The organism is Gilliamella sp. CG16 (genome assembly GCF_046635785.1).
In the GTDB taxonomy this organism is placed as follows: Bacteria; Pseudomonadota; Gammaproteobacteria; order Enterobacterales; family Orbaceae; genus Gilliamella; species Gilliamella apicola_I.
Genome location: NZ_JBIDFL010000005.1, coordinates 130,178 through 144,444, shown reverse-complemented (window position 1 = coordinate 144,444; position 14,267 = coordinate 130,178). Strand labels below are relative to the sequence as shown.

18 protein-coding genes are annotated in these 14,267 nt (G+C 33.7%); 13 read left to right on the top strand and 5 right to left on the bottom strand.

Annotated elements, in window-relative coordinates; genetic code table 11:
* The first annotated feature begins 9 nt into the window (after nucleotides 1-9).
* The 5 genes from ACGH47_RS07340 (at nucleotide 10) to ACGH47_RS07320 (ending at nucleotide 5,064) form a co-directional block, all read left to right on the top strand.
* A complete protein-coding gene (locus tag ACGH47_RS07340) occupies nucleotides 10-2,052 on the top strand; it encodes an ATP-binding cassette domain-containing protein (protein WP_267352502.1) in 2,043 nt (680 codons plus the stop codon).
* A 338-nt stretch (nucleotides 2,053-2,390) separates the two neighbouring features.
* Nucleotides 2,391-3,398 carry a tetraacyldisaccharide 4'-kinase gene (gene lpxK / locus ACGH47_RS07335; protein WP_411590159.1) on the top strand — a complete coding sequence of 336 codons (1,008 nt, stop codon included), beginning with the start codon at nucleotides 2,391-2,393 and terminating at the stop codon, nucleotides 3,396-3,398.
* Between the two features lie 3 nt (nucleotides 3,399-3,401).
* Nucleotides 3,402-3,587, top strand: coding sequence for a Trm112 family protein (locus ACGH47_RS07330; protein ID WP_267352504.1), 186 nt, complete (start codon nucleotides 3,402-3,404; stop codon nucleotides 3,585-3,587).
* 16 nt (nucleotides 3,588-3,603) lie between these two features.
* A complete protein-coding gene (kdsB, locus tag ACGH47_RS07325) occupies nucleotides 3,604-4,368 on the top strand; it encodes a 3-deoxy-manno-octulosonate cytidylyltransferase (RefSeq protein WP_267352505.1) in 765 nt (254 codons plus the stop codon).
* A 3-nt stretch (nucleotides 4,369-4,371) separates the two neighbouring features.
* Nucleotides 4,372-5,064 (top strand): DUF2461 domain-containing protein, encoded by a 693-nt coding sequence (locus ACGH47_RS07320; RefSeq protein WP_411590162.1) that lies wholly within the window; start codon nucleotides 4,372-4,374, stop codon nucleotides 5,062-5,064.
* Between the two features lie 81 nt (nucleotides 5,065-5,145).
* On the opposite strand, the gene ACGH47_RS07315 is transcribed toward ACGH47_RS07320, so the two are convergent.
* Together ACGH47_RS07315 and ACGH47_RS07310 are read right to left on the bottom strand one after the other, a co-directional pair.
* Nucleotides 5,146-5,808 carry a MarC family NAAT transporter gene (locus ACGH47_RS07315; RefSeq protein ID WP_411596840.1) on the bottom strand — a complete coding sequence of 221 codons (663 nt, stop codon included), beginning with the start codon at nucleotides 5,806-5,808 and terminating at the stop codon, nucleotides 5,146-5,148.
* A 108-nt stretch (nucleotides 5,809-5,916) separates the two neighbouring features.
* Entirely contained in the window at nucleotides 5,917-6,435 is a 519-nt protein-coding gene (locus tag ACGH47_RS07310) for a single-stranded DNA-binding protein (RefSeq protein WP_267380701.1), read from the bottom strand.
* A gap of 212 nt (nucleotides 6,436-6,647) precedes the next feature.
* On the opposite strand from ACGH47_RS07310, the gene corA reads away from it, so the two are divergent.
* The 4 genes from corA (at nucleotide 6,648) to ACGH47_RS07290 (ending at nucleotide 9,461) form a co-directional block, all read left to right on the top strand.
* Entirely contained in the window at nucleotides 6,648-7,589 is a 942-nt protein-coding gene (gene corA, locus ACGH47_RS07305) for a magnesium/cobalt transporter CorA (RefSeq protein ID WP_267352509.1), read from the top strand.
* A gap of 223 nt (nucleotides 7,590-7,812) precedes the next feature.
* A complete protein-coding gene (locus tag ACGH47_RS07300) occupies nucleotides 7,813-8,781 on the top strand; it encodes a glucokinase (protein ID WP_267352510.1) in 969 nt (322 codons plus the stop codon).
* A 12-nt stretch (nucleotides 8,782-8,793) separates the two neighbouring features.
* Entirely contained in the window at nucleotides 8,794-9,042 is a 249-nt protein-coding gene (locus tag ACGH47_RS07295) for a YcgL domain-containing protein (protein ID WP_081299176.1), read from the top strand.
* Nucleotides 9,039-9,461: a YcgN family cysteine cluster protein gene (locus ACGH47_RS07290; protein WP_267352511.1), complete on the top strand. Its 423-nt coding sequence runs from the start codon at nucleotides 9,039-9,041 to the stop codon at nucleotides 9,459-9,461. Before ACGH47_RS07295 ends, ACGH47_RS07290 begins: the two co-directional genes overlap by 4 nt.
* 31 nt (nucleotides 9,462-9,492) lie before the next feature.
* Here ACGH47_RS07290 and ACGH47_RS07285 read toward each other — a convergent pair whose 3' ends face one another.
* Together ACGH47_RS07285 and ACGH47_RS07280 are read right to left on the bottom strand one after the other, a co-directional pair.
* Entirely contained in the window at nucleotides 9,493-10,047 is a 555-nt protein-coding gene (locus ACGH47_RS07285; protein ID WP_267380699.1) for a YggT family protein, read from the bottom strand.
* Between the two features lie 37 nt (nucleotides 10,048-10,084).
* The gene (locus tag ACGH47_RS07280) at nucleotides 10,085-10,786 is read right to left on the bottom strand and encodes a YggS family pyridoxal phosphate-dependent enzyme (protein ID WP_267360234.1); all 702 of its coding nucleotides are present in this window, start codon (nucleotides 10,784-10,786) and stop codon (nucleotides 10,085-10,087) included.
* A 23-nt stretch (nucleotides 10,787-10,809) separates the two neighbouring features.
* On the opposite strand from ACGH47_RS07280, the gene ACGH47_RS07275 reads away from it, so the two are divergent.
* From ACGH47_RS07275 to ACGH47_RS07260, 4 genes are all read left to right on the top strand, one after another.
* Entirely contained in the window at nucleotides 10,810-11,769 is a 960-nt protein-coding gene (locus ACGH47_RS07275; protein ID WP_267360236.1) for a type IV pilus twitching motility protein PilT, read from the top strand.
* 123 nt (nucleotides 11,770-11,892) lie between these two features.
* Nucleotides 11,893-12,702 carry a pyrroline-5-carboxylate reductase gene (gene proC / locus ACGH47_RS07270; RefSeq protein WP_267360238.1) on the top strand — a complete coding sequence of 270 codons (810 nt, stop codon included), beginning with the start codon at nucleotides 11,893-11,895 and terminating at the stop codon, nucleotides 12,700-12,702.
* Between the two features lie 347 nt (nucleotides 12,703-13,049).
* Nucleotides 13,050-13,259 carry a cold shock domain-containing protein gene (locus ACGH47_RS07265; RefSeq protein WP_065559356.1) on the top strand — a complete coding sequence of 70 codons (210 nt, stop codon included), beginning with the start codon at nucleotides 13,050-13,052 and terminating at the stop codon, nucleotides 13,257-13,259.
* A gap of 183 nt (nucleotides 13,260-13,442) precedes the next feature.
* A complete protein-coding gene (locus ACGH47_RS07260) occupies nucleotides 13,443-13,724 on the top strand; it encodes a DUF5339 domain-containing protein (RefSeq protein ID WP_267352516.1) in 282 nt (93 codons plus the stop codon).
* A gap of 24 nt (nucleotides 13,725-13,748) precedes the next feature.
* Here ACGH47_RS07260 and ACGH47_RS07255 read toward each other — a convergent pair whose 3' ends face one another.
* A complete protein-coding gene (locus ACGH47_RS07255; RefSeq protein ID WP_411623080.1) occupies nucleotides 13,749-14,234 on the bottom strand; it encodes a thermonuclease family protein in 486 nt (161 codons plus the stop codon).
* Nucleotides 14,235-14,267: the final 33 nt, after the last annotated feature.

Sequence of the window (14,267 nt, the reverse complement as noted above, 5' to 3'; positions counted from 1 at the left end):
GATATCTTTATGAATAGTGAATTATCTACAAATTCTGGTGATATTTTTCAACTAAAGTCGGTCTTGTCAGAGGCCGCAAAAAAATTATCTTTACCTGTTGGTCAATGGGAATGGCAGGAGCAGATTGAAAAACTAGAGCAGACTGCTAACCGAGAAATGTTGTTTGAGTTGGCACAAAAATATCTTGGTATAGAATTATTTCCTTGTTCCGAAGAACATAATGCTGTCAATAAAGGGTTATACGTTGCTTTTGAAGAACAAACAGGATGGTCTCTGCTTACCGTTCATTCTAATAAGATAAAAAATGAAAAAAATGTTAAATTAGATAAACTGCCAAAGGAGACTTGGCGTGTCTTGCTAACTGAAAGAAAAAATAAATTAAGTTGGCGTTCATTGTTGGTTATGGGGCAAAAAGAAAATAGGATTATCAGTCGTCTTTTTTGGACAACTCTGATAATCAATCTCTTTATCATGCTCATTCCATTATATTTAAATGCAATATATGATCGAGTAATACCCGGGCAAGCTGACTCTTCACTTTGGACACTATCCTTAGGCGTAATGCTGGCTATTTTAGTTGAGTATTACTTTAGAATGGATAGAATAAAATTGGGGTGTGAATATTCATCTTTAGTACAATATCGTTTAGAGCCTAAAATTATTTCTGAACTTATTCAAGTTATGCCTAGCTTTAAAACTCAATGGGGACGCAAAGTAATTGAGGCAATGAACAACTGGAATGTGTTTAGAATGCAGTTTTTAACGTTCTTTTCAAGCACAGTATTAGATCTGGTTTTCAGTCTGCTTTATTTTATTGTTATTGCGATTGTTGCGGGTTGGTTAATAGTTGTTCCTATTTTTATTTTTATATGTGCAATCGTTCGTATTACGCTTTTTTATTTTGAAAATAAATCTATTCCAACGATAAATGCTCAAGTCCCTTTTTCACCGACAACTCTTGAATATTATCAGTCTTCGGTTTCTTATAAAGAAGCGACTTATACCTTTCTAGCCGGTAATGAAAAAGCGCAGCAAAATGAACAAAAACGCTATATTATTCATAACCGCTGTAGTTCTTTTTTAATGGGTTTAACTAGTTTACAAACTGTGCTTGCCGTGATTGTCGCTTTTTACCTAATACAGACAGGTCATATGTCGCCAGCAGGTTTATTTGCGACAATTATTATTGGTGGTCGTTTGAGTCAACCGTTTTTCTCGTTAATGCATATGTTACCCAATCTTGAACGTATGACTAACTCCATGAAACAGATTAATGCGCTTCTTGATAAAGAACAAAATGAAAACGGATTATTAAGTGGCTTCAACGGCCCTAAAAATGGTTGGGGGGCATCTAAAGTCAGTTTCAAATATCATCCTTCTTTACCTTGTTTAGACGATATCAGTTTGCAAATCAAGTCAGGTGAACGAATAGCGATAGTTGGTGGGCCAGGATCAGGGAAAAGTACTTTATTAAAATTATTATTAGGTATTTTAGAAGCAGATGAAGGCAACATAACATGGAATGGTTTTATGTTAACTAAATCTATTGCGGATTCATTACGAAGTGAAACTCACTATCTATGGCAATATAGTGGTATTATCGGCGAAACAGTATACGAATATCTTACATTAAATAATAAACCTGACCAAATTTCGCATGATCGCGCTTTAGAAGTATTAAAACAAGTGAATTTGCAAAATTTGTTACCTTTTTTAAATAATGGACTTGATACTTACTGGCGCCAATTGCCTGTTCCGTTAACGATTTTACAACGTCAAAAGTTAGCTTTAGCTCGATTTATTTTATCTCCGCATAGCATATCATTTTTAGATAATCCTAGCGCCGAGTTAGATCCGAATACTGAGCAGTTATTGTTAGCACAACTTGATTTACGTGCAAAACAAGGACAAACAATGGTTATTGCAACAGACAGAACTAATCTTTTGAGCTTTGTTGATCGAGTTATTATGCTTAATGGTGGCAATATTGTTTTTGACGGAAATAAGCAAGATTTCCAACAATATTTGCAAAAGACAGCTCAAGATAAATAAATTTGATTGATTACTGATAATCAATTCATTTTTCAATGATAAAAAAGGATTTGATAAGAATCCTTTTTTATTTGTTGTTTCCCTTCTATATTAAAATTATTGTCAGTAATACTGAATGATTAAAAATTCTCAAATTTAAACTTTTAACATTGGTTTAATCGATTTTAAAATTATAAAATAGGGTAATTTTTTAAAAGGCTTACTTAACTATGCTTTGTTAGATTATTCTCATTGTCTAAATTAAAAATGACTAAAATGATTTGGATTAGTCAATAAACACCAGAATAGATTACAATAGCAAATTTAATATAAAAGCATAATTCAATGGTGAATAAACAATGATTGAAAAATTATGGTATGGTAAAACACATTTTTATTGGTTACTGATGCCATTATCATGGTTGTATGGATTAATAACATTGGTTAGACGCCAACTCTACAAAGCAGGAATATTAAAATCTTGGAAATCACCTGTACCTATCATCGTAATTGGAAACTTATCGGTAGGTGGGAATGGAAAAACTCCACTGGTAATAGGATTAATTGAAGCTTTAAAAACTAAAGGTTTAAAAATCGGTGTTGTTTCACGTGGATATGGTGGAAAAGCAGAAAGTTATCCGCTTATTTTAGATGAACAAACAACCACCGCACAAGCTGGGGATGAACCAGTATTAATTTATCAACGAACACATGTGCCAGTTGCCGTTTCTCCCAATCGAAGTCAAGCGGTACAAGCTTTATTAGATAACTATCAATTAGATGCAATTTTAACTGATGATGGCTTACAACATTATGCATTAAAGCGAGATATTGAAATTGTGGTTGTTGACGGTAAACGCTTATTTGGTAACGGTTGGTGGATACCAGCAGGGCCAATGAGGGAGCGACAAAGTCGATTAAAATCTGTTGATATTATTATTATTAATGGCGAAACTAAAAGTCATTTAGCTGAAAAATTCCCCGAAAAAACTTATACAATGCAATTAAAACCGCAATATGCAGTAAATTTATTAACAAAAGAAAAAATAGAATTGCATTCATTAAAAAATATCTGTGCTATGGCCGGTATTGGTGATCCCAACCGTTTTTTTACAATGCTAAATACACTCAAAGCTGATGTGATCAAAACAGTATCATTTGCGGATCATCAAAATTATACTTTGCCATTGTTAGCGAATATTGCTACACAAGATCAAACCCTTTTAATGACTGAAAAAGATGCGGTAAAATGTTTTCAATTTACATTACCAAATTGGTGGTATTTACCCATAGAGGCAATATTGCCTAATCAGGTAACTAATCAAATCTGCTCATTGTTAGAAGAAATAAAATCTAAAAGAGAATAAAAAATGAAAGAAATCCTCCTTAAGGCGCTAGCTTGCCCTAAATGTCATGGTGAACTTCAATATGATACTGAACAAAATAGTCTAATATGTCCAAAGGATAAACTTGTTTATTTAATCAAAGATAATATTCCTGTGTTACTGGAAAACGAAGCGAAAACACTGAATTCTTCGATTTCAGTTCACGAATAGGTAAAAGGTTTTAATTATGAATTTTTCGGTTATTATTCCTGCGAGATATGCTTCAAGTCGTTTACCAGCTAAACCGCTTGCTGATATTCATGGTAAACCTATGATTGTGCGAGTGATGGAGCAAGCCAAAAAGTCTTCAGCAAATCGGGTAATTATTGCAACTGATCATCAACAAGTATTCGATGTGGTGAAATCTTATGGCGGTGAAGTAATTCTGACTAGCAATAAACATAATTCGGGTACAGAACGATTAGCAGAAGTCATCAATGCCTATCAATTTTCCGATGATGAAATTATTGTGAACGTACAAGGTGACGAGCCGCTAATTCCACCAATCATCATTGATCAAGTTGCTGAAAACTTAGTACAGTATAAAACAGGAATGGCAACATTAGCTGTTCCAATCGATTCAGCAACAGAAGCATTTAATCCTGGTGCAGTGAAAGTAGTGACTGATAAAGATGGGTATGCACTCTACTTTTCACGAGCAACCATTCCTTGGGAAAGGGATCGCTTTGCGAAATCTGAAGATCTTTTCAAACCAACAAGTATTGGTGATTTTTATCTTCGACATATCGGGATTTATGCCTATCGAGCTGGTTTCATTCGTCAATATATCAATTGGGCACCTTCTACACTTGAGCAGATTGAAATGTTAGAACAGTTACGTGTACTTTGGTATGGTGAAAAAATTCATGTGGCAGTTGCTAAACAGGCCCCTGCTATAGGGGTTGATACACAAGAAGACTTAGAAAAAGTCAGAAAGTTATTCAAGGATTAAAATATGGCACAATTTTCTGGTTTTACCCAAACAGGACTTAATTTTTTACAAGATGTATGGATTAATAATAGTAGAGCATGGTTTGACGAGCACCGATCAATCTATGATAATGAATTAATCAAACCATTCCGGCTGTTAGTAGAACAGTTAACCCCCAACATGCTGGAAATTGATGAATGGTTTGAAACAAAACCAGCTATTGGTAAAACGATATCTCGCATACATCGTGACACACGTTTTTCGAAAGATAAATCGTTATATCGTAGTCGTTTATGGTTGACATTTAAACGACCAAACCGAGATTGGAAAGAAGCGCCTGCTTATTTTTTTGAAATAGCACCAGATTGCTATCGTTATGGACTTGGCTATTATTGTGCATCAAAGCAGACAATGGATATTTTTCGTGAAGAAATTCTTAATGACAGTGCAAAATTTTTAGACATGATTCGCTGTGTTAAAAAACCATTTGAACTTGTTGGTGAAAGTTATAAACGCCCACTAATTAAAGATCAAGATCCAAAAATAGCAACATGGTATAATCGAAAAAGTTTAGCAGCAATGGTTACAAACTCCAATATTGAAGATTTGCTAAATGGCGATCTACCTAACAAATTATCAAAGGGTTTTAAACAACTATTACCGCTTTATGATTATTTAATGCGGGTGGAAATGATAAAAAATATTCCCAAATTATGATTTAACACTGTGATTAAATGAGCTAGCCTAAGTAAACGACATTATTATTAATAAACAACTTTTTTAAAATGATTGAGTTTACTAAATATTGGGAAAGCTCATGATTAATTCTTTTACACCATTGATAATAAATTGAGTACCAACACAAACTAATAAGAACCCCATAATTCTTGAAGTCGCTTCAATTCCACTTTTTCCCATAAAACGCATAATACTGCCTGCACTTCGCATACAAAACCAAAGGATAATACACAATAAAAGCGGAACTAAGATTGAAGAAGTATAAACAACCCAACTTGAAATATCATAACCTCCACTTTTTACTGTTGAAGCCATACTGATAATCATTGCAATCGTTCCAGGGCCTGCCGTACTTGGCATGGCTAGTGGTACAAAAGCAATATTATTCGATATTTCTTTCATTTTAGCATCGGCTTCTAACGTTCGATGAGAAGGTTGCTGAGGAAAAAGCATTCTAAATCCAATAATACCAACAATCATACCACCAGCAATACGCAAACCTGGAATGGAAATACCAAACGTGCTCATCACTAGCTGTCCACCATAAAAAGAAACAACCATAATGATAAAAACGTAAATACAAGTCATCTTAGATTGGTAATTACGCTCTTCATTAGTCATATCACCCGACAAACCTAATAAAAGTACGACAGTAGTTAACGGATTAGTTAAAGGAATAAATAATATTAAACCAAAGCCAATAGTTTGTATCAGTTCAAACATAACACTATAAAATGAATAAAATTGGTAGGTTATAAGTATAATTGAAATTAAAAAGATAAGAAATATGGGCGCTTAATTACGCCCAATATTTTAAATGGGAGAGAAAAATTAAAAAGGAATATCGTCATCAAAATCCATTGGTGGTTCAGGAGCTTTAGGTTGAGCAGCGGGTGCGGCTTGTGGTGCTGGGCGAGCCGCAGCGGCAGGCGCAGTTGAAATATTATTAGCACTTTGGCCCCAATTTTGTGAATTATCATCAAAGTTATCATTGCCATTTCGTGAACTTAAAATTTGTAATGTGCCACCGATTGGATTAACAACAACTTCTGTCGTATAGCGGTCGTTACCTGTTTGATCTTGCCATTTACGGGTTTGTAATTGACCTTCTAAATAAACTTGCGTGCCTTTCTTAATATATTCACCAGCAATTTCAGCTAATTTACCGAAAACAACCACACGATGCCATTCAGTACGATCGCGGTTTTCACCTGTTTGTTTATCTTTCCATGATTCCGAAGTTGCTACGCTAAAATTTGCAACAGCGCTTCCGTTTGGCATATAGCGAACTTCTGGATCCTGACCTAAATTACCCACCAAAATGACTTTATTTATTCCTCGGTTTGCCATTATATACTCCTAAAAATTGCTTAAATATTTAATTTGCGTATTGTAACATGAGACAACAGCAACATCACCGTTTTTAATTTAATTCTGGAATATTACTTCTATTTTTAACATTACAAAAATAACTTTAGACATAGGAATTTAAAGATATTACGAGTATAATGCGCCACATTTGTTAATAGAATGTTCTAGAAACTTTCCTGTAAGGGGGCCTTATGATTAATGCGTTTGGACTAAAGAACAAACAATTAGTAAAAGTTAATGAAGGCGACATCAATAATGCGGCTTGGATTGACTTAATTGAACCAGAAGAAGCCGATCGTGATTTTGTTTTAACTCATTTAGGACAAAATTTAGCAACCAGTATTGAGTTAGATGATATCGAGGCCTCTGCTCGTTTTTTTGAAGATAATGAAGGATTGCATGTTCACTCTTTCTTCTTTTATGAAGATGCTGAAGATCGGGCGGGAAATTCAACCGTTGCTTTTACTGTACACAATGGTCGATTATTTACTTTGCGTGAACGGGATCTGCCTGCTTTTCGTTTATATCGTATGCGATCTCGTTATCAAAGCATGGTTGATGGAAATCCTTATGAAATATTACTGGATTTATTTGAAGTCAAAGTTGAACAACTAGCCGATCAAATCGAAAGTATTTATAGCAAATTAGAAGAATTGAGCCAAGTAATTATGGATCGTTCTGCACAAGAGCAATACGACGAAGCAATGACATCGTTAGCTGAACTTGAAGATACGGCTTGGAAAGTAAGATTGTGCTTAATGGATAGCCAACGTGCGGTTAACTACCTTGTTCGCCGAGCAAAAATGCCGGCAGATCAACTTGAGCAAGCACGTGAAGTTATTCGCGATGTTGAATCATTGGTACCACATAATGAATCATTATTTCAAAAAGTTAATTTTTTAATGCAAGCAGCAACAAGCTTTATCAACATTGAACAAAGTCGAATTATTAAAATTTTCTCAGTGGTATCTGTTGTATTCTTACCGCCAACTGTGGTTGCATCTGCATATGGTATGAACTTTGAAAATATGCCAGAACTGAAATGGGAATATGGTTATCCATTTTCATTATTACTCATGTTATTGGCTGGTGTTGCACCCTATATTTATTTTAAACTTAAAAAATGGTTATAAATACAGAAGTTGATTAGATGTTAACCTAGACTTTTAAGGTTGTGAATAAAAAAATGCGTTAATTTCAAAAGTTAACAAAGGGAACTGAGTAACTCCACGAATAACTAGGAGACAACGAGGTTGCCTTTTATGTTTTTTAAGCTTAACTACTAAATACAATAAGTATAGAAAGATATTGATTTTAGATCATTAGTAAAATTAGTTTGTCAAAAAAGGGAGTAACATGAGTCAGTACGCACTAGTCACCGACATCGGTGGAACCAATGCCCGTTTTGCATTGTTTAATTTAGTTACAAATGAGCTATCGGCAATCACAAAAATTCTCATTTCAAAAGAAGATATATTACTGACATTAATCAAAAATTATCTTCAAGCACAATCCGTAAAAATTGAGATTGCGTGTATTGCCATTGCTTGTCCAATTGATGATGCTGACACTGTTACTATGACAAACAACAATTTGTCGTTTTCTCGCCGTGAATTAATCGAAGAACTCAAACTAAAAAAACTTGAGGTCATTAATGATTTTACTGCAGTCTCGACATCCATTCCAAGACTGTCACCGCAAGATTTGGTGAAAATTGGAGGGGATGAGCCTAATTTAAATTATCCTATAGCAATTTATGGTGCGGGAACTGGGCTTGGCGTTTCACATTTGATAAAAGTTAATCAGCATTGGGTAAGTTTGTCCGGCGAAGGGGGGCATACAGAATTACCCATGATAAATGAAGAAGAAGATCGCATTTTGGTTCAGCTGCGTAAAAAATTTGGACGAGTTTCAGCCGAACGATTTTTATCCGGAAATGGTATTATTAACATTTATCAAGCCATACAGCAAATTAATCATCAACCATTAACTGATATCACTCCAGATATCATTGTCAACAAAGCACTAACAAATAGTTGTGATTTATGTTTGCAAACCTTAAATTACTTTTGTACATTTATGGGAAGATTTGGCGGTAATTTGGCATTAACGCTAAATACTCAAGGGGGAGTATATATTGCCGGTGGTATTGTTCCTCGTTTTATTGAATTTTTTAAAGCTTCGCCGTTTAGATCTGCTTTTGAATATAAAGGGCGAATGTCTACGCTGGTCAAAAAAATTCCTGTATATGTGATTACACATGAAGATCCAGGGCTATTTGGTGCAGGTGTTTATTTACAAAATAGCCTTCTAAATATTGATTAAAGGTTTTATTTTATGATGTGGTGTTATATTTATCGTAGTCCAAAAAAAGAAAATTGTTACTTGTATATGAAAAATGAAAATGATTTTTCTGGAATACCTGAAAGAATACTCTCAATTTTTGGTTCTCCGATATTTGTTATGAAAGTATTATTAGATGGAAAAAGACGTTTTGTAGTTGGAACATCCGAAGAAATCGAAGAAAAGATTAAAACGGATGGGTTTTTCTTACAAATGTTAAAAGAAGATGATTTTAAAGCATGATTGAGCCATTTTGGAAAGGTAAGACATTAGATCAACTTAGCGATGACGAATGGGAGCAGCTATGTGATGGTTGTGGTCAATGTTGTCTGAACAAATTAATGGATGAGGACACTGACGAAATCTTATACACTAATGTAGCTTGCAATTTGCTCGACGCCAACACATGCCAATGTAAACATTACGTTAATCGATTCAAATATGAACCCGATTGTATTAAGCTCACTCGAGAAAATTTACTTACTATTGAATGGCTACCTTTGAGTTGTTCTTATCGATATTTCCAAAAAAATGGGGATTTACCTGAATGGCATCCACTAATAGTGGGCAACAAAAAACTGATGCATGAATTAAAAATATCGGTTAAAAATCGAATTGTATATGAAAAAGATGTGATTTGTTGGGAAGATCATATCATTTAAAAAAAGGAGCAACAGCTCCTTTTTAAATCATCTAAAGAATGATCCACAGAGCACCAAAAATTTTGGTGGCAAAATAGTTCATAAACATTAGCACGACAGCCACAATAGCAAACGTAACATCGATCATGCCTATAGGAGGAATAAAACGACGAATTGGAGCCATTAATGGCTCTGTTAATTGGTAAAGAATTTCGTCAGGTACAGATTGCCCACGACTAATCCAACTCAAAACCGCTCTGAATAGCAATAACCAAAATAGCAGATAACCCATAGCATGCAAAATTGCGACCAAAGCAAACCATAAATAATCAACATTAAATGGTAAATTTATGGGGATAAAACTAAAAATAAACAAAATTTTAATTAAGGCAACTAAATACAAAAGTAGCCACGTTGCATAATCAAATTTTCCTACTGAAGGAATAAATCGGCGCAATGGCCCGATAATAGGTTGAGTAACTTTTACAATAAATTGAGTGATTGGATTATGAAAATTAACTCTGACTTGCTGCATCCACAAACGTAAAATTAAAACATACAGACAAAACGTTATAACCGTTTTGCCAAGAAAGTAGATCAATTCCATTGAAAACTCCTTAAATAAAAGTCATTGAGCCAATATATCATAAATACTTTCGCTCGCCAAAGATTGCCGTTCCAATACGAACCATTGTGCTACCAGCTAAAATCGCCGCTTTCATGTCTCCGCTCATTCCCATAGATAATGTATCGACATAAGGAATATCAATTTTTAATTGTTGTAAAAGCGCCGTCATTTTTGAAAAAATAGTGAATTGTTTATCGAAATCATCTTCGACTTCAGGGATAGCCATTAAACCACGTAAACAAAGGTTAGGTAATGTAATAATCTGGTGAGCTAAATCGAACACTTCTTCTGGTTTTACGCCGGATTTGGTAGCTTCTTGACTTATATTAACCTGAATAAGTACATTTAATTTAGCCATATTGGCAGGGCGCTGATCACTTAAGCGCTGAGCGATCTTGAAACGATCAATTGTATGCATCCAATCAAAGTGTTCTGCAACCAATTTGCTTTTATTCGACTGCAAAGGTCCAATAAAATGCCAAATAAGGGGACAATTTGGCATCGCTTTTTGAAAATAATTTATTTTTTCTACACCTTCTTGTACATAATTTTCACCAAATGCGAGCTGTCCTGCGTCTATCGCTTCTGTAATCAATGTAACTGGTTTGGTCTTACTTACCGCAATAAGTTCAATTGTTTTGGGATCTCGACCGCAATTTGAAGCTATTTTCTCAATATCTTTTTTTATAGCCATTAAATTGTCATGTACTGTATTCATGTTTATACCTAATTATCATTAGTATGTCTAAATTAATATTACATTCTTTATTATCGCTTAGTGTAACCCAAAAAGCATCCGATTTGCACCTATCTAGTGGCGAAGTGCCTTGTATGCGCATTAATGGACAACTGCAATTTTTGTCTGTTTCTCAACTATCAGCACAAGTTTTGGAAATAGAATTATTTAAATTACTCAATGATTCCCAGAAAAATCGATTACAACAAAATGGTCAAATTGATATCGCTTATCATCCCGCAGAAATAGGGCGATTTCGAGTAAATATATTTTATCAAATGCGAGGTATTTCAGCTGTCTTTCGTGTCATCAATCACCAAATTCCAAGTTTACAAGAAATTAATGCCCCCAAAATTCTACCTGAATTAACACGAACTCAAAGCGGGATTATTTTAGTTACCGGTGCAACTGGTAGCGGTAAATCAACAACGCTGGCGTCATTGATACAATATATCAATATGACAGCAACTAAACATATTATTGCTTTAGAAGATCCGATAGAATTTATTTATCAAAATAATAAATCGCTTATTCAACAACGCGAGATTTCTGATTTTGGCTCGGCAATTGATAGTATTTTAAGACAAGATCCCGATATTATCATGCTTGGCGAATTACGGCATAAACAATCTATTCAAGCTGCGTTAACCGCTGCTGAGACAGGACATCTAGTCTTTGCAACTTTACATACAAGCTCTGCAATTAAAAGTATCAACCGAATTATTGATGTCTTTGAAAATCATTCACATAATTTTATACGAGCACAATTATCGACAAGTTTAAAAGCGATTATTACCCAAAAATTAGTCACAAATAACCGGCAGCGTAAAGCGTTATTTGAAGTTTTGATTAATACGCCTGCGGTAAGCAACCTTATCAACGAAGGCAAAACTAAACAAATACTTTCATTAATGCAAACGGGTCAACAATATGGTATGCAAATAATGCAAAATGATGATTTGTAATGATCAGTAACACAATAAAATTATCATTATATTAAAATAAAAAATGATTGGATAAAATTTAAAGTTTTCTAAAAAAATAAATTATACTAGTGTTAAAAAGTTCAAATGAAAAAGGGGTAAATAATGGAACAACGCATTGGTTTAATTGGTTTAGGTAATATGGGTAATGCTATCTTACAAGGTATTTTATCAAGTAAAATTGTTTCAGGTAATCAAATCAATATTTATGATACCCATCCAGAAAAAGGGATTTCACTTAATCAATCTTTTGGAATTAATAATTTAGATTCAGCCAGAAATGTAGCAAAAGAATCAGATATGGTTATTGTGGCTGTTAAACCCAATGCTATTATTGATGTTTTAAATGATATCCAAAAAGAGTTAAAAAAAAGTACTATTGTTATTTCTATTGCAGCAGGGGTTAGTATAAAAACGATTGCAAAATATGTGGGATATGAACAAAAAATTATAAGAGTCATGCCAAATACACCTGCCTTAGTCAATGCAGCGATGTGTTCAATCACGCCAAATACAGAAGTCACAGAAGAAGAATTAGCTACGGTTCAAACATTATTTAATTGTATTGGTGAAACTGAAATTGTACCTGAATATTTAATCGATGCTGTAGTCGGCGCAAGCGGATCCTCTCCTGCGTTTGTATTTATGTTTATTGAAGCTTTAGCTGATGGGGCAGTAAAAGGCGGTTTATCCAGAAAACAAGCCTATAAATTTGCTGCCCAAACAGTAATGGGATCTGCGAAGATGTTACTTGAAACGGGTAAGCATCCTGGTGAATTAAAAGATATGGTATGTTCACCAGCCGGTACGACCATTGAAGGCGTGCAAATGCTTGAAGAAAAGGGATTCAGAGCGGCGGTTATTGATGCTGTTGAAGCAACAATAAATAAGTCTCAAAGCATGAGTGAAAAATAACTTAGTCTCAAAATTTACATTTGGCAAAACTCTAAAATTAATTAAAACAAAAAAATTAAATTAATTTAACTAATGAATGTAAGTTAGGTTTTGCCTATTAAATAAATTTGTAAAACTTTACAAACAACACTTGCATTAACAATTAATATATGAGTTAATAGTTTACAGCATATAACGTGCAGATTTATTTAGTGACATCTTGATTTAAGCAGTTTGTAGTTTACTTTCTATTTACATTAGTATTAGTTCTCTTCAGCTTTCACGTTTCAGTGTTTATAAGTAGTCCAAGTTTTATGTTTTTTTTAAATTAGCCTTGTTGGCTTAAATTATTTTATAGGAAGATTATTATGTCTAAGAAAACTGGTCAAGTTAAGTGGTTCAACGAAAGTAAAGGTTATGGTTTCATTTCTCCTGCTGATGGTAGTAAAGATGTATTTGTACATTTTTCTGCAATCTCTGGTGAAGGTTTTAAAACTTTAGGTGAAGGTCAACAGGTTGAATTTTCAATTCAAGACAGTGAACGTGGCCCAGCTGCAGCAGATGTTGTTGTAATGTAATTCTGCACCCATCTTTATATTTTATCAGCATATTATAAATATGCTGATAATTTCCTACATCCTATAAAATATTTTATTTGCTTTTCCAAAATCTCTAATGTATTATTTTTTGCGATATTAGATGTGATAAATATACTAATATTATCAAAAAGATATTTTTTAAATCGAAAGGAAAAGTAAATAATGAAAAAAATACTAGTTTCAGCTGTACTTTTAAGTCTATCTTCAGCTGCGATGGCTGATTTATCTGATAGTTGTAAAACTTATTTTGAAAAAGTGGATAAATTAGTTGAATCTTTACCTAAAGATGCAGCAACAAAACAGCAAACTGATATGATGAAACAAAATTTAGAAGCAGGTAAAAAACAAGTTGCTGCTATGTCTTCAAGTGATCAAGAAACAGGTTGTAAACAAGGCTTAGATGCACTTAAACAATTAGAATCTCTTTATCCTGCTTTAAAATAAATTAATAAATTCTTGATGAAAAATCTATTTCTGATTTAAGCGTCGGAATTTCCATGGGGCTATTGGATTTTTATCTTTCCATAGTCCCTTTCTATTTTGTTTGGCTTGCGATTCAAGGGCTATTAATTGCTTATTTTTAGCCACACCTTTATAGCGATATACCCAAGCATATCCACTTGCAACCATTTTCTGATTGATATTAATGCCATTATAAAAAACGGTTCCTAATGTTCTGTTATAAATATCTTTGTTACTTTCTTTAATATAAACAGATTTTCCTGCGATGAGTGAAGCTAGGTATTTTCTAGATGCATTACCGTAGGCTTGTTTGCTTTCTGGTGCATCGATATCAACTAAACGGATTCGGATTTTTTGTTTCACAGGGGTTAATACATCAATTGTGTCACCATCTATTACTTTAACGACTTTTCCACTGAAATTAGCATAGGCAACGGTATTGAAAAAACAAGATAAAATAAAAAAAACAACAAAACGATTAAGTAAAATCATGATTAATAAAGACTATAAAAAATTGCCACATTA

Excerpts from the sequence above, each read along its gene's own strand:
- ACGH47_RS07340 (WP_267352502.1), top strand. The coding sequence starts at position 10 with ATGAATAGTGAATTATCTACAAATTCTGGTGATATTTTTCAACTAAAG.
- lpxK (WP_411590159.1), top strand. The coding sequence starts at position 2,391 with ATGATTGAAAAATTATGGTATGGTAAAACACATTTTTATTGGTTACTG.
- ACGH47_RS07330 (WP_267352504.1), top strand. The coding sequence starts at position 3,402 with ATGAAAGAAATCCTCCTTAAGGCGCTAGCTTGCCCTAAATGTCATGGT.
- kdsB (WP_267352505.1), top strand. The coding sequence starts at position 3,604 with ATGAATTTTTCGGTTATTATTCCTGCGAGATATGCTTCAAGTCGTTTA.
- ACGH47_RS07320 (WP_411590162.1), top strand. The coding sequence starts at position 4,372 with ATGGCACAATTTTCTGGTTTTACCCAAACAGGACTTAATTTTTTACAA.
- ACGH47_RS07315 (WP_411596840.1), bottom strand. The coding sequence starts at position 5,808 with ATGTTTGAACTGATACAAACTATTGGCTTTGGTTTAATATTATTTATT.
- ACGH47_RS07310 (WP_267380701.1), bottom strand. The coding sequence starts at position 6,435 with ATGGCAAACCGAGGAATAAATAAAGTCATTTTGGTGGGTAATTTAGGT.
- corA (WP_267352509.1), top strand. The coding sequence starts at position 6,648 with ATGATTAATGCGTTTGGACTAAAGAACAAACAATTAGTAAAAGTTAAT.
- ACGH47_RS07300 (WP_267352510.1), top strand. The coding sequence starts at position 7,813 with ATGAGTCAGTACGCACTAGTCACCGACATCGGTGGAACCAATGCCCGT.
- ACGH47_RS07295 (WP_081299176.1), top strand. The coding sequence starts at position 8,794 with ATGATGTGGTGTTATATTTATCGTAGTCCAAAAAAAGAAAATTGTTAC.
- ACGH47_RS07290 (WP_267352511.1), top strand. The coding sequence starts at position 9,039 with ATGATTGAGCCATTTTGGAAAGGTAAGACATTAGATCAACTTAGCGAT.
- ACGH47_RS07285 (WP_267380699.1), bottom strand. The coding sequence starts at position 10,047 with ATGGAATTGATCTACTTTCTTGGCAAAACGGTTATAACGTTTTGTCTG.
- ACGH47_RS07280 (WP_267360234.1), bottom strand. The coding sequence starts at position 10,786 with ATGAATACAGTACATGACAATTTAATGGCTATAAAAAAAGATATTGAG.
- ACGH47_RS07275 (WP_267360236.1), top strand. The coding sequence starts at position 10,810 with ATGTCTAAATTAATATTACATTCTTTATTATCGCTTAGTGTAACCCAA.
- proC (WP_267360238.1), top strand. The coding sequence starts at position 11,893 with ATGGAACAACGCATTGGTTTAATTGGTTTAGGTAATATGGGTAATGCT.
- ACGH47_RS07265 (WP_065559356.1), top strand. The coding sequence starts at position 13,050 with ATGTCTAAGAAAACTGGTCAAGTTAAGTGGTTCAACGAAAGTAAAGGT.
- ACGH47_RS07260 (WP_267352516.1), top strand. The coding sequence starts at position 13,443 with ATGAAAAAAATACTAGTTTCAGCTGTACTTTTAAGTCTATCTTCAGCT.
- ACGH47_RS07255 (WP_411623080.1), bottom strand. The coding sequence starts at position 14,234 with ATGATTTTACTTAATCGTTTTGTTGTTTTTTTTATTTTATCTTGTTTT.